Source organism: Azonexus hydrophilus (genome assembly GCF_905120355.1).
In the GTDB taxonomy this organism is placed as follows: Bacteria; Pseudomonadota; Gammaproteobacteria; order Burkholderiales; family Rhodocyclaceae; genus Azonexus.
The window spans coordinates 18,960-39,882 of the sequence record NZ_CAJHOB010000008.1 but is presented as its reverse complement, the minus strand read 5'-3'; the positions used below and the strand labels follow the sequence as shown (position 1 = coordinate 39,882).

General features: G+C 62.4%; 20 protein-coding genes. 18 read left to right on the top strand and 2 right to left on the bottom strand.

The window, feature by feature from the left end; translation table 11 throughout:
* Positions 1-43 precede the first annotated feature (43 nt).
* Both JYJ39_RS07820 and JYJ39_RS07815 read left to right on the top strand, forming a co-directional pair.
* Complete coding sequence (locus tag JYJ39_RS07820) at positions 44-1,174, top strand: methyltransferase (protein ID WP_205203422.1); 1,131 nt, start codon at positions 44-46, stop codon at positions 1,172-1,174.
* Positions 1,175-1,192: 18 nt separating this feature from the next.
* Positions 1,193-1,858, top strand: a complete 666-nt coding sequence (locus tag JYJ39_RS07815) for a trimeric intracellular cation channel family protein (protein WP_240189594.1) — start codon at positions 1,193-1,195, stop codon at positions 1,856-1,858.
* A gap of 61 nt (positions 1,859-1,919) precedes the next feature.
* Here JYJ39_RS07815 and ahpF read toward each other — a convergent pair whose 3' ends face one another.
* Complete coding sequence (gene ahpF, locus JYJ39_RS07810; protein ID WP_205203420.1) at positions 1,920-3,470, bottom strand: alkyl hydroperoxide reductase subunit F; 1,551 nt, start codon at positions 3,468-3,470, stop codon at positions 1,920-1,922.
* Positions 3,471-3,595: 125 nt separating this feature from the next.
* On the bottom strand, positions 3,596-4,159 hold the full coding sequence (gene ahpC / locus JYJ39_RS07805; protein ID WP_205203418.1) for an alkyl hydroperoxide reductase subunit C: 564 nt from the start codon (positions 4,157-4,159) through the stop codon (positions 3,596-3,598).
* A 276-nt stretch (positions 4,160-4,435) separates the two neighbouring features.
* Here ahpC and JYJ39_RS07800 point away from each other — a divergent pair, with 276 nt between their 5' ends.
* From JYJ39_RS07800 to JYJ39_RS07725, 16 genes are all read left to right on the top strand, one after another.
* The gene (locus JYJ39_RS07800; RefSeq protein ID WP_205203416.1) at positions 4,436-4,732 is read left to right on the top strand and encodes an HU family DNA-binding protein; all 297 of its coding nucleotides are present in this window, start codon (positions 4,436-4,438) and stop codon (positions 4,730-4,732) included.
* Positions 4,733-4,823: 91 nt separating this feature from the next.
* Positions 4,824-5,300, top strand: a complete 477-nt coding sequence (locus JYJ39_RS07795) for a hypothetical protein (protein WP_205203415.1) — start codon at positions 4,824-4,826, stop codon at positions 5,298-5,300.
* Between the two features lie 30 nt (positions 5,301-5,330).
* Positions 5,331-6,494, top strand: a complete 1,164-nt coding sequence (locus JYJ39_RS07790; RefSeq protein WP_205203414.1) for a UbiH/UbiF family hydroxylase — start codon at positions 5,331-5,333, stop codon at positions 6,492-6,494.
* A 9-nt stretch (positions 6,495-6,503) separates the two neighbouring features.
* Complete coding sequence (locus JYJ39_RS07785; RefSeq protein WP_205203413.1) at positions 6,504-7,235, top strand: DsbC family protein; 732 nt, start codon at positions 6,504-6,506, stop codon at positions 7,233-7,235.
* 317 nt (positions 7,236-7,552) lie between these two features.
* Entirely contained in the window at positions 7,553-7,999 is a 447-nt protein-coding gene (gene mraZ / locus JYJ39_RS07780) for a division/cell wall cluster transcriptional repressor MraZ (protein WP_205203412.1), read from the top strand.
* On the top strand, positions 7,996-8,934 hold the full coding sequence (gene rsmH / locus JYJ39_RS07775; protein WP_205203411.1) for a 16S rRNA (cytosine(1402)-N(4))-methyltransferase RsmH: 939 nt from the start codon (positions 7,996-7,998) through the stop codon (positions 8,932-8,934). The genes mraZ and rsmH overlap by 4 nt, the downstream gene beginning before the upstream one ends.
* Positions 8,934-9,191, top strand: a complete 258-nt coding sequence (gene ftsL, locus JYJ39_RS07770; RefSeq protein ID WP_205203408.1) for a cell division protein FtsL — start codon at positions 8,934-8,936, stop codon at positions 9,189-9,191. Before rsmH ends, ftsL begins: the two co-directional genes overlap by 1 nt.
* Positions 9,191-10,945: a peptidoglycan D,D-transpeptidase FtsI family protein gene (locus JYJ39_RS07765; protein WP_205203406.1), complete on the top strand. Its 1,755-nt coding sequence runs from the start codon at positions 9,191-9,193 to the stop codon at positions 10,943-10,945. The genes ftsL and JYJ39_RS07765 overlap by 1 nt, the downstream gene beginning before the upstream one ends.
* Complete coding sequence (locus JYJ39_RS07760; protein WP_205203402.1) at positions 10,945-12,432, top strand: UDP-N-acetylmuramoyl-L-alanyl-D-glutamate--2,6-diaminopimelate ligase; 1,488 nt, start codon at positions 10,945-10,947, stop codon at positions 12,430-12,432. Before JYJ39_RS07765 ends, JYJ39_RS07760 begins: the two co-directional genes overlap by 1 nt.
* Positions 12,432-13,814, top strand: coding sequence for a UDP-N-acetylmuramoyl-tripeptide--D-alanyl-D-alanine ligase (locus JYJ39_RS07755; RefSeq protein WP_205203590.1), 1,383 nt, complete (start codon positions 12,432-12,434; stop codon positions 13,812-13,814). The genes JYJ39_RS07760 and JYJ39_RS07755 overlap by 1 nt, the downstream gene beginning before the upstream one ends.
* Positions 13,805-14,908 (top strand): phospho-N-acetylmuramoyl-pentapeptide-transferase, encoded by a 1,104-nt coding sequence (gene mraY, locus JYJ39_RS07750; RefSeq protein WP_205203399.1) that lies wholly within the window; start codon positions 13,805-13,807, stop codon positions 14,906-14,908. Before JYJ39_RS07755 ends, mraY begins: the two co-directional genes overlap by 10 nt.
* Before the next feature lie 2 nt (positions 14,909-14,910).
* Entirely contained in the window at positions 14,911-16,266 is a 1,356-nt protein-coding gene (gene murD / locus JYJ39_RS07745; protein ID WP_205203396.1) for a UDP-N-acetylmuramoyl-L-alanine--D-glutamate ligase, read from the top strand.
* Positions 16,260-17,423 (top strand): putative lipid II flippase FtsW, encoded by a 1,164-nt coding sequence (gene ftsW / locus JYJ39_RS07740; RefSeq protein ID WP_205203394.1) that lies wholly within the window; start codon positions 16,260-16,262, stop codon positions 17,421-17,423. The genes murD and ftsW overlap by 7 nt, the downstream gene beginning before the upstream one ends.
* A 121-nt stretch (positions 17,424-17,544) precedes the next feature.
* On the top strand, positions 17,545-18,603 hold the full coding sequence (murG, locus tag JYJ39_RS07735) for an undecaprenyldiphospho-muramoylpentapeptide beta-N-acetylglucosaminyltransferase (protein WP_205203392.1): 1,059 nt from the start codon (positions 17,545-17,547) through the stop codon (positions 18,601-18,603).
* Between the two features lie 10 nt (positions 18,604-18,613).
* The gene (murC, locus tag JYJ39_RS07730) at positions 18,614-20,005 is read left to right on the top strand and encodes a UDP-N-acetylmuramate--L-alanine ligase (RefSeq protein ID WP_240189593.1); all 1,392 of its coding nucleotides are present in this window, start codon (positions 18,614-18,616) and stop codon (positions 20,003-20,005) included.
* Positions 20,002-20,916, top strand: a complete 915-nt coding sequence (locus JYJ39_RS07725; protein ID WP_240189592.1) for a D-alanine--D-alanine ligase — start codon at positions 20,002-20,004, stop codon at positions 20,914-20,916. The genes murC and JYJ39_RS07725 overlap by 4 nt, the downstream gene beginning before the upstream one ends.
* Positions 20,917-20,923 lie beyond the last annotated feature (7 nt).

Sequence of the window (20,923 nt, the reverse complement as noted above, 5' to 3'; positions counted from 1 at the left end):
TCGTCGCGGTGTGCGGCGGCGACACGTCTGGCTGTGATTCTGCATGAGCGATCTGCCGCCCTATCTCGAATGGAGTGATCAAGGCCGTCTGCGGCGGGCGCGTTGGCGCAGCGAAGCCGGGTTGCCAGCGCCGCCGGCCTTGGAAACGGCCGATGAGCAGTGGCCGCTTGCGGCCATTCTGGACGCTTTGCGCGCGGGGCGGCATTTGCTCTGGCGTGGCGACTGGATCGCCGCCCGGCGCGTGTTGCAGGCGCTGACACAGCGTGCGGCCCAACTCTTTCGCGTCCAGCCGGACGTTTCGCCGGCCATCACCTTCGCCCGGCACCGGGCGGTGCAGGGCGAGCGGGCGGCGTTGCTGGCGCGCCTGCTGGTCCCTCTGGGGCCGGACTACAAGGTGCAGCTGCCGCGTGCGCAGGATGTGCGCACCGCCTGCCGGGCTGCCTGGGGCAAGCCGGACGGGAATAACAGCGTGGTCGCCTTGCGTGAATTGCTGGCGCTGGTCAGTGCCTGTGAATGGCAGAAAAAAGGCGTGTCGGTGTCCGCCGCTGGCGGGCGTATTCATCCCCGCTATGGCGTGTTCTCTCCGCTGCGCGGGGAATACATCGATCTGGTGGCAACTGCCCCTCTGCCTCCCGGCGCGGCGCTGGCCTTTGATATTGGCACCGGCTCCGGTGTGCTGGCGGCAGTGCTGGCTCGACGCGGGCTGCAGGTGGTGGCGACCGATCTGGCGGCACGGGCGCTGGAGTGTGCGGCGGAGAATATGGAGCGCCTCGGTCTGGCCAGTCAGGTGAGCGTGCTTGCCGCCGACCTGTTTCCCCCGGGGCGGGCCACCGTGGTGGTCTGCAATCCGCCCTGGCTGCCGGCGCAGCCGACCTCACCCGTGGAAATGGCGGTTTATGATCCCGATTCGCGCATGTTGCGTGGCTTCCTGCAAGGACTGGCCGCGCACTTGCTGCCCGGTGGCGAGGGCTGGTTGATTCTTTCCGATCTGGCCGAGCATCTCGGCTTGCGTTCGCGGCGCGAACTGGAAGAATGGATTGCCGCCGCCGGTTTGCAGGTGGTCGGGCGGCTCGATACCCGGCCCGGACACGCTAAAGTGCAGGATGCGGGCGACCCTTTGCACGCGGCGCGCGCCGCCGAGGTCACGTCGCTGTGGCGGCTGGCGACGCAATGATTTTCAGCGAGGCAGGTAATGAACGCACTGTATGATTTTTTTCAGACCGACTGGACGGAGCAGGTTGATTTCATGCTCTTCATTTATTTGGTGGCGATTACTGCAGAAGCCATGTCCGGGGCGCTGGCGGCGGGGCGGCGCAATATGGACGCCTTCGGTGTGGCGGTGATCGCCTTCGTCACCGCGCTGGGCGGTGGCACCATCCGCGATGTGGTGCTTGGCAACTATCCGATTGGCTGGACGCAGCATCCGGCCTATGTCTATCTCGTTCTGGGCTCGGGCCTGCTGACCATGCTCATCGCGCCCTACATGCACCACATGAAGCGCATCTTTCTGATGCTCGATGCGCTGGGGTTGATCGCTTTTTCGTTGATCGGCAGCAGCATTGCCTTGCAGCTCAATTATCCGGTGGTGGTGGTGATCATGGCCGGCATGCTCACCGGTATCAGCGGGGGGGTGCTGCGCGATGTGCTCTGCAATCAGGTGCCGATCGTTTTCCGCCGCGAGCTTTACGCCAGTGTTTCGCTGGCGGTGTGTGCCCTCTATCTGATCCTGCGCGAGCTGGGGGTCGATGCGGGCCTCAATACGGCGATCTGCTTCGTCGGCGGATTCGTTTTCCGCATGCTGGCAATTCGTTTCGGTTGGAAACTACCGACGTTTTCCTATCAGCAGCGCTGGGACTGAAATACGACGGGCCCGGGGCATGGCGCCGGGCCCGTTCTGGTGTGGCAAACCGGGAAAATGGTCAGCTGCGGATCAGGTGGTCGAAGGCCGACAGCGATGCGGTGGCGCCGGCGCCCATGGCGATGATGATCTGCTTGTACGGCACCGTGGTGCAGTCGCCGGCGGCAAAAACGCCGGGGACGCTGGTCTGGCCTTTGGCATCGATTTCGATTTCGCCGAAGCGGTTCAGATCCACCGTGCCCTTGAGCCATTCAGTGGCCGGCAGCAGGCCGATCTGCACGAAAATGCCTTCCAGTTCGACGGTGTGGGTTGCCTCGGTGTTGCGGTCTTTATAGGTCAGGCCGGTCACTTTCTGCCCGTCACCCAAGACTTCGGTCGTCTGTGCCGACTTGATCACGGTGACGTTGGGCAGGCTGGCCAGTTTTTCCTGCAACACCGCGTCGGCGCGCAGCGTATCGGCGAATTCGAGCACCGTGACGTGGGCGACGATGCCGGCGAGGTCAATCGCCGCTTCGATGCCGGAGTTGCCGCCACCGATCACCGCCACGCGCTTGCCCTTGAACAGCGGGCCGTCGCAGTGCGGGCAGAAACAGACACCCTTGGCCTTGTATTCCTTCTCGCCGGGAACGTTCATTTCGCGCCAGCGTGCGCCGGTGGCGAGAATCACCGATTTCGCCTGCAGCACGCCACCACTTTCCAGTTGCAATTCGATCAGGCCGCCCGCTTCGGCGCCGGGAATGAGGCGGCTGGCACGTTGCAGGTTGATGATGTCGACGCCGTATTCCTTGACGTGTTCTTCGAGCGCGCGGGCCAGTTTCGGACCTTCGGTGGCTTTCACCGAGATGAAATTCTCGATTGCCAGGGTATCCATGACCTGGCCACCGAAGCGTTCGGCGACGATGCCGGTACGAATGCCCTTGCGGGCGGCATAAACGGCTGCGGCAGCACCCGCCGGGCCGCCACCGACCACCAGTACGTCGAAGGCATCCTTGTCGCTGATCGCGGCTGCGGCACGCTCGGCGGCACCGGTGTCGACCTTGGCCAGGATTTCTTCCAGCGTGGTGCGGCCGGAACCGAATTCTTCACCGTTCAGGTACACCACGGGTACGGCCATGATCTGGCGGCGCTCGACTTCTTCCTGGAACAGGGCGCCATCGACCATGGTGCTGCTGATGCCGGGGTTGAGCGCAGCCATCAGGTTGAGCGCCTGCACAACATCGGGGCAGTTATGGCAAGACAGCGAGATGAAGGTTTCAAAATTCAGGCCACCAGGCAGGGCCTTGATCTGCTCGATGACGGCTTGTTCCACCTTGGGCGGATGGCCGCCAACCTGCAGCAGGGCCAGAACCAGGGAGGTGAATTCGTGTCCCATGGGTAGGCCGGCGAAACGGACGCGGGCGGTTTCACCCGGTTGTGCGATGCCGAAGGATGGGACGCGGGCATTGGTCTCCTCGCGCAGGCTGACCTTGTCCGAACAGGAAACGATGTCAGCCAGCAGCTGGCGCATTTCCTGCGATGCCTCGCCGCCATCGAGCGCGGCCACCAGTTCAATGGGGCGCTGCAGACGTTCGAGATAGGCGGTGAGCTGGGTCTTGATGGCGGCGTCGAGCATGACATTCTCCCTGGTATTAGTTATTTGGCGGACTCTGGATTTGACGGCCACGCTGCCAGAAGGGGCAACGTGGCGGTGAAATCCCCGTCGCCGCAGCGACGGGGTCTCTGTTGGTGGCTTAGTGCTTAGATCTTGCCTACCAGGTCAAGCGACGGAGCCAGGGTCTTGGCGCCTTCTTTCCACTTGGCCGGGCAGACTTCACCCGGGTGGGAGGCGGTGTACTGGGCCGCCTTCAGCTTGCGCAGGGTTTCGGAAACGTCACGGGCGATTTCGTTGGAATGGATTTCCAGCGTCTTGATCGTGCCTTCCGGGTTGATGATGAAGGTGCCGCGCAGCGCCAGGCCTTCTTCCGCGATATGCACGCCGAAAGCGTTGGTCAGCTGATGCGTCGGGTCGCCGACCAGCGGGAATTGCGCCTTGCCGACGGCCGGCGAGGTTTCGTGCCAGACCTTGTGCGAGAAATGGGTGTCGGTGGTGACGATATAGACTTCGGCGCCAGCCTTCTGGAACTCGGCGTAGTTATTGGCGGCGTCTTCGATTTCGGTCGGGCAGTTGAAGGTGAAGGCGGCGGGCATGAAAATCAGGACCGACCACTTGCCCTTCAGACTCTGTTCGGTGACCTCGATGAACTTGCCATTGTGGAAAGCCTGAGCCTTAAACGGTTGTACCTGGGTATTGATGAGGGACATGTTTTCTCCTTTGGGTTGATATGAACGACGGACGAATCATAGGGTGCAGCTGTTTGATTGGTCCAATTGATTGGTTGCATCAATTAAATAGCCTGGAACTATTCGTGCTTTTGTCCAGCGGGAGAAGTATCGGCGTCCTTACAAAAAATCTCAACGAATGGCGCGCAAAACCCGGTTTCCCGCAACACACGTACGACAAGCTGTGCTACTTTCGCACTCACTGCGGTTTGTGGACGGCCAGTTTTCTTAACTTGAATGGGTAACTAGGAGGCGTAGATGAATAAATCCGAGCTGGTCGAAGTTGCTGCACAAGAAGCTGGTATCACCAAGGCGGCCGCAGACAAGGCACTGTCGGCCATTGTTAACGCAGTAGTCGGTGCTGTGGCCAAGGGCGATTCCGTCACCCTCGTCGGCTTCGGTACCTTCAAGTCTTCGCCGCGGGCAGCACGCACCGGCAAGAATCCGAAGACGGGTGCAACCCTCAAGATTCCGGCGACTGTCGTGCCGAAATTTACTGCGGGTTCTGCCTTTAAAGAGGCTGTGGCGCCGAAGAAGAGCGCCAAGAAGAAATAACCCGTGCATGATCGAATGCGGGGTTCGCCGCAAGGTGGGCTCCGCTTTTTAATTGGCAGTGACGAATTTGAATCACGAGTTGAACCCCGATATGACCGCCGAAGAAGATTTCGGTCAGGAAAATGCTGCGCCGGAAGCTCTGGTGCAGGTTGAAACCGTTGCGACGCCTGCGGTAGAGCAGGAAAAAGCGCAGGATGCGGTAGCCGAGACGGCGCCGGACGTGTTGGATGAATTCCAGCCCCTGCCTTTGCGGCGCCGGTTGCGCGAATTGTTGTCGGTCCCTGAGCGTGATCGCAGTGATGCGCAGTGGGACGAGATCATTGAGCTGGAAATCCAGCTGGCACCAGGGAATCGTGTCGCCGGTCATGAAGCCAGCGGTGGCAGTGGTGGTCATGCTCGTCACCATGCGCCCCGCAGCAACAAGCCTGGTGGTGGCGGTGGGCAACCGCAGGGAGGGGCCAATGCCGGCGGCGCGGGGGCGCAGCAGAAGAAGCATCGGCCACGCAGCAAGAATAATCGACGTCCGCGCCCGGGGGGCGGCAAAGGCGGTGGCGAGGTGGCCGGTTGATACGGTCGGCGCGCGCAGGCTTGCTCCCCCATGTCTTGCTTTGATCTGATCATCGTCGGCGGTGGACTGGCCGGCGCCAGCCTAGCGGTCGCACTGCGCGACAGCCGTCTGCGCATTGCGCTGGTCGAATATCAGCCACCCCGGCGTAGCGACGGTTGGGATGCGCGCATTTATGCGGTCAGTCCGGCCAATGTCGATTTTCTACGTGACATCGGTGTCTGGAAACACCTGGATGCAGCGCGAATTACCCCGATCCGCGCCATGCAGGTTTTTGGCGACGGTGGCGGCGAGCTGAATTTTTCTGCTTTTGATACTGCCGTACCGGATCTCGGCTGCATCCTTGAGTCGTCCCTGATGGCCTGTGAATTATGGGAAAGCCTCAAGCGACAGGGTAATGTGCAGCTCTTCCTGGGGCAGCGACCTGTGGCGCAGCGGATCGACGGCAATGTGGCCGAGCTGCGGCTGGAAGATGGTACTGCCCTGCAAGCTCGCTTGCTGGTCGGTGCGGACGGGCGTGATTCCTGGGTGCGCGAAACGGCGGGGTTGCTGGCGCAGAACCGTCACTATGGCGAGAAGGGCGTGGTGGCGAATTTTTCCTGTTCCCGCCCGCATCACAATACCGCCTGGCAATGGTTCCGAGCGGATGGCGTCCTGGCCTGGTTGCCGCTGGCTGGGCAGCATATGTCCATGGTCTGGTCGGTGCCCGATGCGCTGGCCGACGAGTTGGTGGCGTTGCCGCCCGCTGAACTGGCGGCGCGGGTGGCCGCTGCCGGGGGATATGGCTTGGGCGAGTTGCAGACGGTGACCCCGGCGGCCGCGTTTCCGCTGCGGCTGATGCGTGTACCGCAGATGGTGGCACCCCGCCTGGCCCTGGTCGGCGATGCCGGACATGGTATTCACCCGCTGTCGGGGCACGGTATCAATCTGGGCTTTCAGGATGCGCGCGAACTCGCCGCGCGCTTGCTGCAGGCGCCGGCCTGGCAGGATATTGGCGAGCTGGGCTTCCTGGAGTCCTACCAGCGGGCACGGCGGGAGGAAATCGTGCTGATGCAGACTACCACCGACGGGTTGCGTCGTTTGTTTGCATCTTCTTCCCCCTGGCTGAAGCCGCTGCGCAATTGGGGTATGGGTCTGACCGAGCGCTTGCCGGTGGCCAAGAATTTGTTGGTGCGTTACGCCCTCGGGGCGATTTAGGAGAAATACATGTTGCGTCAAATCGTGTCCGCGGCCCTGTTGTCGTTTTTCATGCTGGGTTGTTCGGCGCAGGAAGCCGAGATTCAGAAGGCTGTGGAAAGCCGTCTCGGCATCAAGGTCGATTCTGTGACCAAGGCAGGTTATTTCGGGTTGTATGAGGTCTATGCTGACGGCAACATCTTCTACACCGATGAAAAAGTCACGGCCATGCTCATCGGTGGTGACATGATCCGTGCGCCGCAGGCGCTCAACCTGATTGACCTGAAAACCAACCGCAACATCACCGACGAGCGCATGCGCAAGCTGAACGCGATCAAATTCTCCGATTTGCCGCTGGAGCAGGCCATCAAGCAGGTGCGCGGCAATGGCAAGCGTGTCATCGCCACCTTCGAAGACCCCAATTGTGGTTATTGCAAGCGCCTGGCCAAGGATTTGCAGAAGCTGGAAAACGTCACCATTTACACCTTCCTTTATCCCATCCTGTCGGAAGACTCACTGAAGAAGTCGCGCCAGATCTGGTGTGCGGCTGATCGCAACAGAGCCTGGCTGGACTGGATCATCGATGGCAAGCAGCCGGGTGGGCGCGACAATTGCGATACCACGGCTGTCAGCAAGAACCAGGAGTTTGGTCGCCGCCTCAATATCACCGGCACCCCCACCATCATTTTCGCTGACGGCGAACGGATACCCGGTGCAGTGCCGCTGGCAACGCTGGAACAAAAGCTGAATCAGCAGAAGTAAGCGGTCGCTCACTTCTGAAAGCCCCCGCCGCAAGCGGGGGCTTTTCTATTGGTGGTGCAGAAATGCCTTTTGCATCGCAGCTTGGCCGGCTGCTGATAACGGCATGGCATGCCTGCCGGGTCGCCGGGAACTCCTGATAGTTCACTTTAACTCCCTTGTTTTCTACCCTTGATTATTAAGGAAAATTTGCCCGCAAATTTGTCCTAAAAACACGCTCTAAGTCATTGTTACTTAAGAAAAAAATCCACTTTTTCTATTGACGCTCCATAAATGTTCCTCTAAAGTGGGAAAATGTGTTGAAAAGTGGGTAAACGGGGATGTTCGAGGGGGCTGCGGCGCTCAATCTGGATGCGAAGGGACGGCTTGCCATTCCGGCAAGGCACCGTGACGCCCTGATTGCCGCCGGTAATGGTGAGCTGGTGCTGACCGCGCATCCCCACAAGTGCCTGTTGCTTTACCCTGCGCCGGCCTGGCAGCCCATCCGCGATCAGATCCTCAAAGCCTCCAGCCTTGATCCCCGGGCGGCGGCAATCAAGCGGGTCATGGTCGGTAATGCGCGTACGGAAGGCCCGGATAGTGCTGGCCGCTTGTTGCTGGCGCCCGAGTTGCGGGCTTATGCGCAGCTGGAAAAGACGGTTTACCTGGTGGGCATGGGGAGTCATTTCGAAATCTGGAGCGAAGCGGGCTGGCAGGCTCAGAACGAACTGGCGGCAGAGGCCCTGAGTGGCGAATTGCCTGCGGGCCTGGCGGATCTTGTGCTGTGAGCCACGGTGGTGCTCATGTCACGGTGTTGCTCGCGGAAGCGGTCGATGCCCTGGCAATCAAGGCGGACGGTGTGTACGTCGATGCCACTTTTGGCCGCGGGGGGCATAGCCGGCGGATTCTGGCGCAGCTGGGGGCTGCCGGCCGTTTGTACGCATTTGATCGTGATCCGCAGGCGATCGCTGCCGGGCAGGCTCTGGGAGATCCGCGCTTTGTCCTGGTGCACCGAGCGTTTGCCGAGCTGGCTGAGGGGTTGTCCGAGTGCGGCGTGACGGCGGTGGATGGCATTTTGTTCGATATCGGCGTGTCGTCGCCGCAGATCGATGATGGTGAGCGCGGCTTCAGTTTTCGATTCGATGCGCCGCTCGATATGCGGATGGATACAACAACCGGCGAAACGGCTGCGGAGTGGCTGGCGCGGGCGGAATTGCGGGAAATTACGGAGGTGATAAGGAACTATGGCGAAGAACGGTTTGCTTTCCAGATTGCAAAGAAGGTTGTGGCTGTTAGGGGCGAACAACCAATTCTCACTACCGGCCAGTTCGCGGACCTTGTACGCGCGTGCGTGCACACCCGTGAACCAGGGCAGGATGCGGCGACGCGCAGCTTTCAAGCTCTACGGATTCATATCAATCAAGAGCTCCGCCAGCTGGAAATAGCCTTGCCGCAAGCCGTGTCCCTGCTGAAGGCGGGTGGGCGGCTGGCGGTGATCAGTTTCCATTCCCTGGAAGATCGCATCGTCAAGCGTTTCATGCGCGCCGAAGCCAGTCCCGATACTTTCCCCAAACATCTGCCGCTGCGTGCCGAGCAACTGCCGGTGGCGCGTCTGCGCCTGGTTGGCAAGGCGATGCGTCCGGGGGCGGCGGAAGTGGCGGCTAATCCGCGGGCGCGTAGCGCCGTCCTGCGGGTGGCTGAAAAATGTGCGGAGGCGTGCTGATGTTTCGCCTGAATCTGCTCCTCCTGCTGGCGGTTGTGCTGTGCGCGATGGCGGTGGTCACCTCGCAGCATCATGCGCGCAAGCTGTTCCAGGCGCTGGAAGCTGAGCAGGACAAGGCGCGGCAGCTGGATATCGAATACGGGCAACTGCAGATCGAGATGTCGACCTGGGCCACGCATCCGCGCCTGGAGAAGATTGCCCGTGAGCGTCTACGCATGGTGATGCCGGCGCCAGTGGCGGCGAAGGGGGTGCGCTGATGGTTGTGCGTCGCCGGTCGCAGCGCGGCCATCGCTACACCGAAAGCCCGTTGCTGCAGCTTGCTCTGCAGGGCTGGCGTTCGCGTGTGGTGGGGCTTTTGCTGATGGCGGCCTTCATGGCGCTGATCCTGCGGGCTTTCTACCTGCAAGTGATCAATAACGATTTTCTGCAGGAAAAGGGCGATTCGCGCTATTTGCGCGATATCGAAATTTCGGCTTCGCGCGGCAAGGTGACCGATCGTCATGGCGACGTTCTGGCGGTGTCGACGCCGATGCGGGCGGTCTGGGCGATTCCCGGTGATGCGCGGCAGATGAGTGGCGAGCAGAAGCGTCTGCTGGCCGGTTTGCTCGACATGACCGTGCGCGAACTCGAAGCGCGGCTGGCGGTTGAGAAAACCTTTGTTTTCGTCAAGCGCCAGGTGCCGCCGCAAACGGCAGAGCAGGTTGCAGCCCTGAAACTGCCGGGGATATACCAGGAAGAGGAATACCGCCGCTATTACCCGGCGGGCGAGATGACGGCACATCTGGTCGGTTTCACCAATGTTGACGACAAGGGGCAGGAAGGTGTCGAGCTGGCCTTCCAGGATGCGCTACTGGGGCGCCCGGGGGCGCGGACAGTGATCCGCGATCGGCGTGGCAACATCATCGAGGACGTCGGTGCTACCCGGCCGCCGCGGGATGGCAAGGATATCGCCCTGGCAATCGACTCGAAAATTCAGTACATCGCCTATAGCCACCTGAAAAACGCCGTCAGTGAGAGCAAGGCCAAAGGGGGCGGCGTCGTGGTGATGGACGTGCGCACGGGTGAGGTGCTGGCCCTGGCCAACTGGCCGACCTACAACCCGAACAACCGGGCCCGCTTGTCGGGGGAACAGCTGCGTAACCGGGCTGTGACTGATACGTTCGAGCCGGGGTCAACCCTGAAGCCATTTTCGGTGGCGCTGGGTCTGGAGCGCGGCAGTTATCGCTACGACACGGTGATCGATTGCGCTCCCGGGCGGATCACGGTGGGCAAGGCGGTCATCAGCGATGCGCATGCGCATGGCTTGCTGACGGTCGCCGGCGTGATCCAGAAATCGTCCAATGTGGGCACGACCAAGATCGCCTTGAGCCTGCCGGCCGAAGCAATGTGGGAAATGTTCGACAGCCTGGGTTTCGGCAAGTCGCCGCGTCTGGGCTTTCCGGGCGAAGTCAGTGGCCGTCTGCGGCCGTGGAAAAACTGGCGCCCGATCGAGCAGGCTACCATGTCTTACGGACACGGCATCTCGGTCAGTCTGATTCAGCTGGCGCGGGCGTACACCGTATTTGCCCGCGATGGCGACATGGTGCCGGCGTCGCTGTTGCGGGTGGATGAGCCGCTGGTACGCGGCACGCCGGTGTATTCGGCACAAACGGCGCGGGAGATGCGCGCCATGCTCGAATTGGTGGTCAAACCGGGGGGGACTGCGCCGCGAGCAGCCGTTCCCGGCTACCGCGTAGGCGGCAAGACGGGCACCGCCCACAAACTCGAGGGTGGGGTGTATGCCAAAAAATACATTGCCTCGTTTGTTGGTATTGCGCCCATCTCCGACCCGCGTCTGGTGGTGGCGGTGATGATCGATGAGCCCAGTGCGGGCAAGTATTTTGGCGGCTTGATCGCCGGGCCGGTGTTTTCTGGCGTCATGGGCGGCGCCTTGCGCACGCTCGGCGTGCCGCCGGATGAGCCGGTCATGCAGGTGGTTGAGAACAGCGCCAGTGGCAGGGAGCGCCTGTGATGACGCCGCGGCAGATTCTGGATCAACTGGCCGGACTGGGGGTGGCGCCCAGCGGCGTGGCCGACGACAGCCGGCAGGTACGTGCCGGCGATCTGTTCCTCGCCTACCCGGGTGACCAGGTAGATGGCCGGCGTTTCATTGGCGATGCCATCGCCCGTGGCGCACAGGCGGTGTTGTGGCAGGCCGGCGGTGAATTTGCCTGGAATCCCGCCTGGCAGGTGCCGCAGATAGCAGTTGACGATTTGCGTGCTCTGGCCGGGCCTTTGGCGCATGCGGTGTACCAGCATCCGAGTGAAGCCTTGTCGCTGATCGCCATTACCGGCACCAACGGCAAGACCACCATCAGCCAGTGTGTGGCGCGTGTGCATCCGCGCCCCTGCGCCGTGATCGGCACGCTGGGCGCTGGTTTTCCGGGGGCGCTGGTGGAAACCGGGTTTACCACGCCCGAGGCAACGGTGCTGATGCGCTATCTGGCCGATTTTCGTGATGCGCAGGCCGGTGCCTGCGCGTTGGAGGCCAGTTCGATCGGCATCGAAGAAGGCCGCTTGAACGGTGCCCGGGTGGATGTCGCGGTGTTCACCAACCTGACGCGAGACCACCTCGATTACCACGGCGACATGGCCGCCTACGCCGCTGCCAAGGAGAAGCTGTTTCACTGGCCGCGCCTGCGCACTGCCATCATCAACCTCGACGATGAATTCGGGATTCGCCTGCTGCGCAGCACCAGTGCCATGCGCATCATTGGCTATTCCATGGCGCCGCCACGGCGCGACCATCCGGCACTGGTGCGTGCTGAAAACCTGGCACCGACGCCCTACGGGCAGCGCTTCGATCTACTGCTGCCGAATGGCCGAGCCACCGTGGACACGACTCTGGCCGGGGATTACAACGTCGCCAACCTGCTTGCCTGCGCTGCGGTATTGCTCGATGCCGGGCTGGAGGCCAAAGACATCGCGCAACGCCTGTCGGCACTGACACCACCCGCCGGCCGTATGGAGCATGTCGGCGGGGAAGGGCAGCCGCTGGTTGTCGTCGACTACGCGCATACCCCGGATGCCCTGGAAAATGCCCTGCGCGCCCTGCGTCCGCTGACCCGCGCACGCGGCGGAAAACTGGCGGTGGTCTTTGGCTGCGGCGGTAATCGCGATCCCGGCAAGCGGCCGCAAATGGGCGCAATCGCCGCGGCTGGCGCAGATCGTGTGCTGGTCACCAGCGACAACCCACGCGGTGAGCCTGCGCACAGCATCATCGATGCCATCGTGCGCGGCATGCCGCTGGCCGGTGCCAGGGTTGCCAGCGAAGTCGACCGGGCTGCTGCCATTGTCCGTGCGGTCAATGAGGCGGCGGTGGAGGATGTCATTTTGCTGGCAGGCAAGGGCCATGAGACCTATCAGGAAATCGCTGGCGAGCGGTTGCCGTTTTCCGACCGTGCCCAGGCGGAACAGGCACTGGCCGCCCGTACCCAGGCGAAGGAGAGCTCCACATGATGAACTGGACGCTGGCACGGATTGCTGCGGTGACCCAGGGCCGTATTCTGGGGGGCGCGCAGGCGGCAGAGCAGGTGGTCAACGGACTGACCACTGACACTCGTGCCATCGCACAGGGACAGTTATTCGTCGCGCTGGCAGGGGAGCGTTTCGATGCGCACGATTTTCTTGCCGCGGCAGTACAGGCGGGCGCTGCCGGCCTGCTGGTGAGTGATGAGCAGCGTCTGCCGGCTGGCGCACCTGCCGTGCTGGTGGCAGATACCCGGCAGGCCCTCGGGCAGCTGGCCGCAGCGTGGCGGGCGCAGTTCACGCTGCCCCTGATTGCAGTGACAGGCTCCAACGGCAAGACCACCACCAAGGAAATGATCGCCAGCATTCTGGAAGCGGCCTATCCCGGCGCTGTGCTGGCGACGCGTGGTAATTTCAACAACGATGTCGGGCTACCGCTGACCCTGCTTGGCTTGCATGCGGGCCATCGCGCGGCAGTCGTCGAAATGGGCATGAATCAGCCGGGTGAAATTGCCTACCTGACGCAGCTGGCCCGGCCGACGGTGGCGCTGGTGAACAACGCGCAGCGCGCCCATTTGCAAGGCATGGGCGATCTGGCCGAAATCGCCCGCGAAAAAGGATCGATTTTCACTGGCCTGACGACCGCGGGTGTGGCTGTATTCAATGCTGACGATGCGCAATCGGCCGTCTGGCAGGCGCAGGTCGATGCCGCCGGGCAGCGGTCGCTGCGGTTTGCCGTGAACCAGCCGGCGGAGGTGCGTGGCACGCTGACGCAGCAGGGGCTGGATTTCCTGCTGGTGCTGCAGACGCCGGCCGGTGAGGCGCAGCTTGTGTTGCCGGTGCCGGGGCGGCATAACGCGGTCAACGCACTGGCGGCGACGGCGGCTTGTCTGGCCGCCGGTATCGCACTGCCGCAGGTCGTCGCCGGTCTGCAATCCTTCCGTGGCGTCAAGGGCCGCTTGCAGCGGCGCCAGGGCCAGCAGGGAGCGCAGATCCTCGACGATACCTACAACGCCAACCCGGATTCGGTGCGCGCCGGTATCGATGTGCTGGCCAGCACCATCGGTAAAAAGATTTTGGTGCTGGGCGACATGGGCGAGATCGGCGAAGGCAGCCATCAGTGCCATGACGAAATCGGCGGCTACGCCAAGAGCCAGGGCGTGGATCGCCTCTATGCGCTGGGTGAGGCAAGTGCGCAGGCCGTGCGCAATTTTGGCGAGGGCGGCCGGCATTTCTGCAATATCGATAAATTGATTGCTGCTGTTCAGAAAGAACTGGCGGCAGATACGACCGTGCTGGTCAAAGGCTCTCGTTTCATGCGCATGGAACGGGTGGCGGACGCGCTGGTCGCGGAGGAACAGTCATGCTGCTGATGCTGACCCAATGGCTGGCGCAGGATGTGCGCTTTTTCAATGTATTCAATTACATCACGCTGCGCACCGTGCTGGCGGCAATGACCGCGCTGCTGATTTCCTTTGCCGCTGGCCCGCGGGTGATCCGTTGGCTGGCAGCGAAGAAAATTGGTCAGGCAGTGCGTACCGACGGACCGCAGACGCACCTGATCAAATCCGGCACGCCGACCATGGGCGGGGTGCTGATTCTCATCGCAATCGGCATCACCACCCTGCTGTGGGGCGATTTGAGCAACAAATATGTATGGACAGTGCTGGTGGTGACGCTGGGCTTCGGCATTGTCGGCTGGTACGACGACTGGAAGAAGGTGGTGTACCGCGATCCGAACGGACTGGCCAGTCGCTGGAAGTTTTTCTGGCAATCGGTGCTGGGCGCCGGCGCAGCGCTGTTCATTGCCTACTCGGCGAGTTCGCCGGCGCAGACCGAGCTGATCGTGCCTTTCTTCAAGAGTGTGGCGTATCCGCTGGGGATTGCCGGCTTCATTGTGCTGACCTATTTCGTCATCGTCGGCACGAGTAATGCGGTCAACCTCACCGATGGTCTGGACGGGCTGGCGATCATGCCGACGGTGATGATCGCCGCTGCCTTTGCGGTGTTTGCCTACGCCACCGGTAACGCCGTGTATGCCAAATATCTGCACATCCCCTATGTGCCGGGGGCCGGCGAGCTGTGCATCCTGCTCGGCGCCATGGCCGGGGCCGGTCTTGGTTTTCTCTGGTTCAACGCCTACCCGGCGGAAGTGTTCATGGGGGATGTCGGGGCGCTGGCGCTGGGTGCGGCGCTGGGGACGGTGGCGGTGATCGTGCGCCAGGAAATCGTGCTCCTCATCATGGGCGGGGTGTTCGTGGTGGAAACGCTGTCGGTCATGTTGCAGGTGTCGTGGTTCAAGTACACCAAGAAAAAATATGGCACCGGCCGGCGCATCTTGCGCATGGCGCCGTTGCATCACCATTTCGAGCAGGGCGGCTGGAAGGAAACCCAGGTCGTCGTGCGCTTCTGGATCATCACCATCATGCTGGTGCTGATTGGTTTGAGTACCCTGAAACTGCGCTGAACATGACTCTTCTGGGCAAACGCGTACTGGTGGTCGGACTCGGTGAGTCCGGGCTGGCGATGGCCAAGTGGCTGCATCGCCAAGGGGCCATCGTGCGCGTTGCCGATACGCGGGAAGTGCCGCCAAACCAGGAGCAGTTGCGCCAGCACGCACCCGAAGCGCAGCTGCTGGCGGGGCCCTTGTCGGCCGACGCCTTTGCCTGGGCGGAAATCGTGGCGCTGTCGCCAGGCATGCCCAAGGCGACACCGCAGATTGCTGCGGTGGGCGAAAAGCTGGTGTCGGAAATCGAACTGTTCGTTGCCGGGGTGCGCGCACTGGCGCCGCACAGCAAGTTGCTGGCAATTACCGGTAGCAATGGCAAGACCACCACTACCGCCCTGACCGCCCATTTGCTGAATGAGGCCGGGGTGCCGGCGGTGGCCTGCGGCAACATCTCGCCATCGGCGCTGGATGCCTTGATGGCGGCGGAGGATGCGGGCGTTTATCCGGCCGTGTGGGTGCTCGAGTTGTCCAGCTATCAGCTGGAAACGACGCAGCGATTGCATGCCACTGCGGCAACCGTGCTCAATGTGTCGGAAGACCACCTCGATCGCTATGAAGGCAGTCTGGCCAAGTACGCGGAGGCCAAGGCGCGCATCTTCCAGGGTAATGGCGTCATGGTGCTCAACCGCGATGACGACTGGTCGATGGCGAATGGCCGTTGCGGTCGCAGGATGGTGACCTTCGGTCTCGATCGTCCGCCGCGCAGCACGGATTATGGCGTTGATGCCGGGTGGATCTGGCGTGGCGAGCAGGCCTTGCTGGAACTGACGCAATTGCCGCTCAAGGGCTTGCACAATGCGGCTAACGCCATGGCGGCACTGGCCCTGAGTGAAGCGGCTGGCGCCGAGGTGGCGCGTCTGTTGCCCGGGCTGACAAATTTCCGTGCCCTGGCGCATCGGGTCGAACTGGTGCTGGAACGGGCCGGCGTCGCCTACATTGACGACTCCAAGGGCACCAACGTCGGCGCCACGCTGGCGGCGATCGAAGGATTGGGGCGCAAAGTCGCCATTGTGCTGGGTGGGGATGGCAAGGGACAGGATTTCTCGCCGCTGGCGGCGGCGCTGGCGCGCCACGGGCGGGCGGTGGCTTTGATCGGGCGTGATGCGGACAAGATTGCCGCTGTCTTGGCGGACTGCCCGTTGCCGCAGAAACATTGCGCCGACATGACGGAAGCCGTGCGCTGGTTAAGTGAACAAGCGCAGTCCGGTGATGCCGTCGTGCTGTCGCCGGCCTGTGCCAGCCTCGACATGTACCGCAACTACGCCCACCGTGCCGAGGCCTTCATTGCGGCGGTCAGGGAGCTGCCAGCATGCTGATCTCTGCACTCGACGCGCCCCGCCGGCCGCTGGCGGAAATCGATCCGGCCCTGACCTGGTCCGCCCTGCTCCTGCTCCTGGGGGGATTGGTCATGGTGTATTCGGCGTCAATCGCGATTGCAGAAGCCGGCCGCTTCACTAATCATCAACCGGCCTACTACCTGATCCGCCAGGCGGTCTTCATTGCCATCGGTGTGATCGCCGGGGGTCTGGCGTTCCAGGTGCGGATGGAAACCTGGCAGAAATACGCGCCCATGCTGTTCCTGATCGGCGGCCTGCTGCTGGTGATCGTGCTGATTCCCGGTATCGGGCGCGATGTCAATGGCGCGCGGCGCTGGCTGTCGCTGGGCTTTGCCAACCTGCAGCCGTCGGAACTGATGAAGTTGTTCGTGGTGTTGTACGCCGCCGACTTCACCTATCGCAAGATCAATGTCATGCATGATCTGAAACAGGCGTTCCTGCCCCTGTTCGGCGCGATGGTGCTGGTCGGTTTCCTGTTGCTTAAGGAACCGGATTTCGGGGCGCTGGTGGTGATCGTGTCGATTGCCATGGGAATACTTTTCCTCGGTGGCCTGAAGGCACGCATGTTTGCCGTCCTGATCGTCGGGCTACTGGTGGCGTTTGCCATCATGATCATTGTCTCGCCTTACCGGCGCGACCGCGTGTTCGGTTTCATGGACCCCTGGGCCGATGCCTTTGGCCGCGGCTATCAACTGTCACACTCGCTGATCGCCTTCGGTCGTGGCGAGTTGTTCGGGGTGGGGCTGGGCGGCAGCGTGGAAAAACTGTTTTACCTGCCGGAAGCGCACACCGATTTCCTGCTTGCCGTGATTGCCGAAGAGCTCGGGTTTGTCGGGGTGCTGACGGTGATCTGCCTGTTTGCTCTGTTGGTGCAACGGGCATTTGCCATCGGCCGTCAGGCCGTGCGCCTGGAGCGGCTGTATCCGGCGCTGGTGAGCATGGGCATCGGCATCTGGCTGGGGGTGCAGTCCTTCATCAACATGGGTGTGAACGTCGGCCTGCTGCCGACCAAAGGCCTGACCCTGCCGCTGATGAGTTTTGGCGGCTCCGGCATCGTCGTCAATTGCATCGCCCTCGCCATCCTGCTACGCGTGGATTGGGAAAATCGCCAGTTGATGCGCGGAGGGAGGTCGTGATGCGACACGGAATTCATTCGCATCAACTGGCGATTTCGCCGCAGGCTAACCCGGCGCAGCCGGTGTTAAGCGCGCAGCGCGGCCGTAGGCAAAATCCTGCCTTGATGCGCGGAGGGAGATCATGAGTAAAACGATATTGATCATGGCCGGCGGTACCGGCGGGCATATTTTTCCGGCCCTGGCTGTGGCGCAGGAAATGCGCGCGGCCGGCTGGCGCGTGGTATGGCTGGGTAATCCGGATGGAATGGAAGCGCGGCTGGTGCCGCAGCATGGGCTGGAGATGGTGTGGGTGCGCTTTGCTGCTCTGCGCGGCAAGGGGCTGCTGCGCAAACTGATGCTGCCGTTTAACCTGCTGCGCGGTCTCTGGCAGGCACGGCAGGCGTTGCAGCAGGTGAAGCCTGACGTGGTGCTCGGCATGGGCGGTTACATCACCTTCCCGGGCGGCGTCATGGCCCGGCTGCAGGGGATTCCTCTAGTTTTGCATGAACAGAATTCGGTGGCGGGTTTGGCTAACCGTGTTCTGGCAAAGCTTGCCACGCGGGTGGCCACCGGCTTCCCCGATGTGCTGCCGAAAGGGGAGTGGCTGGGTAATCCGGTGCGTCCGGAAATTGCCGCCTTGCCCGCACCCGCCGAGCGGCTGGGGGAACGCAGCGGTGCCTTGCGGCTGCTGGTGATCGGCGGCAGCCTCGGCGCGCAGGCATTGAATGAACGCGTGCCGTTGGGCATGGCCGAGCTGACGGCAGAACAGTTGCCGCAGATCGTGCACCAGGCGGGCGAAAAACATATTGCCGCGCTTGAAACCGCTTATGCCGAGGTGGGGGTGAGCGCCCACTGCGTGCCTTTCATCGAAGATATGGCCGGCGCTTACGACTGGGCTGACTTGGTGATCTGCCGGGCCGGTGCGCTGACCGTGGCAGAACTGGCGGCGGCCGGTGTGGCCAGCATTCTGGTGCCGTTCCCGCACGCGGTCGATGATCATCAGACAGGCAATGCCCGTTTCCTGGTCAATGTGGGAGGGGCTTTCCTGCTGCCGCAGGAAGAGCTGACCCCGCAGAGCATTGCCCTCCTGCGCAATTACTCGCGCAGCCAGCTGCTGGCCATGGCCGAGCAGGCGCGCACCCTGGCCAAACCGAATGCGACCCGGGATGTGGCGCAACTTTGCAGCGAAGTCGCACGGTGAAATCGAGAACATGAAACATAAAGTCAAACACATCCACTTCGTCGGCGTTGGTGGCTCTGGCATGAGCGGCATTGCCGAAGTGCTGGCCAACCTGGGTTACACCGTGAGTGGCTCCGACCTGCAGGCAAGTGCAACCACGCGACGCCTGGAAGGCGAGGGGGTGCGCGTGACCATTGGCCATGCGGCGGAAAACATCGCTGGTGCCGATGCGGTGGTGACTTCAACTGCCGTCAAGGAAGATAACCCGGAGGTCATGGCCGCCCGGGAAAAGCGAATCCCGATCGTGCCGCGCGCGCTCATGCTGGCTGAGTTGATGCGTCTGAAGCAGGGCATCGCCATTGCCGGCACCCACGGCAAAACCACGACCACCAGTCTGGTCACCAGTGTGTTGGCAGAAGGCGGCGTCGATCCGACCTTCGTTATCGGTGGCCGGTTGAATGCGGCCGGCGCCAATGCCAAGCTCGGTGCGGGCGACTTTCTGGTGGCGGAAGCCGATGAGTCGGATGCGTCCTTCCTTTTCCTGTCGCCGGTGATTTCGGTGGTGACCAATATCGACGCCGATCACATGGAAACCTACGGCCATGATTTCGAGCGCCTGAAAGGGGCTTTCGTCGATTTTCTCAACCGTTTGCCGTTTTACGGCGTGGCCGTGCTCTGTGCCGATAACCCGCATGTGCGCGAGATCATGCCGCGGGTGACGCGCCAGACCATTACCTACGGTTTCAGCCCGGACTGCAATGTCTACGCCGAAGATGTAGTGGCGGATGCGGGGCGCATGCACTTCACCTGTGTGCGGGTCAACGGCACCGTCAGCCGGATGCCGGTCACCCTCAATGTGCCGGGTGAGCATAACGTCCTGAATGCCCTGGCAGCGATTGCCGTCGCCACGGAGGTGGGCGTGGACGATGCGGCAATCTGCAAGGCACTGACGGAATTTAAGGGGGTAGGCCGGCGCTTTCATCGCTACGGTGAAATCACCCTGCCCGGCGGCGGCGCGATCACGCTGGTCGATGACTATGGCCACCACCCGGTGGAAATGGCGGCGACCCTTGCCGCGGCGCGCGGCGCTTTCCCCGGCCGGCGCTTGTTGCTGGCCTTCCAGCCGCATCGCTATACGCGTACCCGCGATTGCTTCGAGGACTTCGTCAAGGTGCTGTCCACCGTCGATGCACTCTGTCTGGCCGAAGTGTATGCCGCGGGAGAGGCCCCCATCGTTGCGGCCGATGGCCGCTCGCTGGCACGGGCCTTGCGAGTGGTGGGCAAGGTGGAGCCGGTTTTCGTTGAAGACATTGCGGCCATGCCGCAAACAATTCTGGATGTCGCCCGCGCGGGCGATGTGGTGTTGACCATGGGGGCCGGTTCGATTGGTGCGGTGCCCGGTAAATTGGTGGAAATGCAATGACTGCGGCAATGAATTTCGGCAAGGTCGCCGTACTCTTTGGCGGCACCTCCGGCGAGCGCGAGGTATCGCTCAACAGTGGCAGCCGGGTACTGGCCGCGTTGCAGGGACAGGGGATCGATGCCCAGTCCTTTGATCCGGCCAGCCAGCCGCTGACAGATCTGCGCGGCTTCGACCGTGCTTTCATTGCCCTGCACGGGCGGCATGGCGAGGATGGCACCATCCAGGGGGCGCTCGAACTGATGCACATTCCCTACACCGGGCCGGGTGTGATGGCCTCGGCACTGGCGATGGACAAATGGCGCAGCAAGCTGGTGTGGCAGGCCGCCGGGCTGCCGGTGCCGGCATACCGGCTGCTGACTGCGGACAGCGATTTTGCAGCCATTGAACGCGAACTGGGGCTGCCGCTATTCGTTAAACCCGCACGGGAGGGCTCCTCGATCGGCGTCAGCAAGGTGAAGCAGGCCGGAGAATTGGCGTCCGCCTGGGCTGAGGCCGCCCGGCATGATTCGCTGGTGATTGCCGAGCAGGCGATTCTTGGTGGCGAGTACACCGTGGGTATCCTGGGCGAGAACACCCTGCCCATCGTCAAGATCGAACCCGCGACCGAGTGGTACGACTACGAAGCAAAGTACAACCGCGACGACACGGCCTATCGCTGCCCTTGTGGCCTGCCCGCTGAACAGGAGGCGCTGATCCGTGCCCAGGCCCTGCAGGCATTCAAGGTGCTGGGCGGGCGCGGCTGGGGGCGGGTGGATTTCCTGATGGATGCAGCCGGGCAGCATTATTTTCTGGAAGCCAATACGGCGCCCGGTATGACCGATCATTCGCTGGTGCCGATGGCAGCGCGGGTGGCCGGCATGGAGTACCCGGTGCTGGTACGGCGTGTGCTTGAACTGGCTGCGAACGACTGAGGTAATG

What these genes read in the sequence shown, in the direction of transcription:
- JYJ39_RS07765 (WP_205203406.1), top strand. Translation starts at nt 9,191, where the DNA reads ATGGTTGTGCGTCGCCGGTCGCAGCGCGGCCATCGCTACACCGAAAGC.
- JYJ39_RS07800 (WP_205203416.1), top strand. Translation starts at nt 4,436, where the DNA reads ATGAATAAATCCGAGCTGGTCGAAGTTGCTGCACAAGAAGCTGGTATC.
- JYJ39_RS07790 (WP_205203414.1), top strand. Translation starts at nt 5,331, where the DNA reads ATGTCTTGCTTTGATCTGATCATCGTCGGCGGTGGACTGGCCGGCGCC.
- mraY (WP_205203399.1), top strand. Translation starts at nt 13,805, where the DNA reads ATGCTGCTGATGCTGACCCAATGGCTGGCGCAGGATGTGCGCTTTTTC.
- JYJ39_RS07760 (WP_205203402.1), top strand. Translation starts at nt 10,945, where the DNA reads ATGACGCCGCGGCAGATTCTGGATCAACTGGCCGGACTGGGGGTGGCG.
- JYJ39_RS07725 (WP_240189592.1), top strand. Translation starts at nt 20,002, where the DNA reads ATGACTGCGGCAATGAATTTCGGCAAGGTCGCCGTACTCTTTGGCGGC.
- JYJ39_RS07755 (WP_205203590.1), top strand. Translation starts at nt 12,432, where the DNA reads ATGAACTGGACGCTGGCACGGATTGCTGCGGTGACCCAGGGCCGTATT.
- murC (WP_240189593.1), top strand. Translation starts at nt 18,614, where the DNA reads ATGAAACATAAAGTCAAACACATCCACTTCGTCGGCGTTGGTGGCTCT.
- mraZ (WP_205203412.1), top strand. Translation starts at nt 7,553, where the DNA reads ATGTTCGAGGGGGCTGCGGCGCTCAATCTGGATGCGAAGGGACGGCTT.
- JYJ39_RS07820 (WP_205203422.1), top strand. Translation starts at nt 44, where the DNA reads ATGAGCGATCTGCCGCCCTATCTCGAATGGAGTGATCAAGGCCGTCTG.
- JYJ39_RS07795 (WP_205203415.1), top strand. Translation starts at nt 4,824, where the DNA reads ATGACCGCCGAAGAAGATTTCGGTCAGGAAAATGCTGCGCCGGAAGCT.
- murG (WP_205203392.1), top strand. Translation starts at nt 17,545, where the DNA reads ATGAGTAAAACGATATTGATCATGGCCGGCGGTACCGGCGGGCATATT.
- JYJ39_RS07785 (WP_205203413.1), top strand. Translation starts at nt 6,504, where the DNA reads ATGTTGCGTCAAATCGTGTCCGCGGCCCTGTTGTCGTTTTTCATGCTG.
- ahpC (WP_205203418.1), bottom strand. Translation starts at nt 4,159, where the DNA reads ATGTCCCTCATCAATACCCAGGTACAACCGTTTAAGGCTCAGGCTTTC.
- murD (WP_205203396.1), top strand. Translation starts at nt 14,911, where the DNA reads ATGACTCTTCTGGGCAAACGCGTACTGGTGGTCGGACTCGGTGAGTCC.
- ahpF (WP_205203420.1), bottom strand. Translation starts at nt 3,470, where the DNA reads ATGCTCGACGCCGCCATCAAGACCCAGCTCACCGCCTATCTCGAACGT.
- ftsL (WP_205203408.1), top strand. Translation starts at nt 8,934, where the DNA reads ATGTTTCGCCTGAATCTGCTCCTCCTGCTGGCGGTTGTGCTGTGCGCG.
- ftsW (WP_205203394.1), top strand. Translation starts at nt 16,260, where the DNA reads ATGCTGATCTCTGCACTCGACGCGCCCCGCCGGCCGCTGGCGGAAATC.
- JYJ39_RS07815 (WP_240189594.1), top strand. Translation starts at nt 1,193, where the DNA reads ATGAACGCACTGTATGATTTTTTTCAGACCGACTGGACGGAGCAGGTT.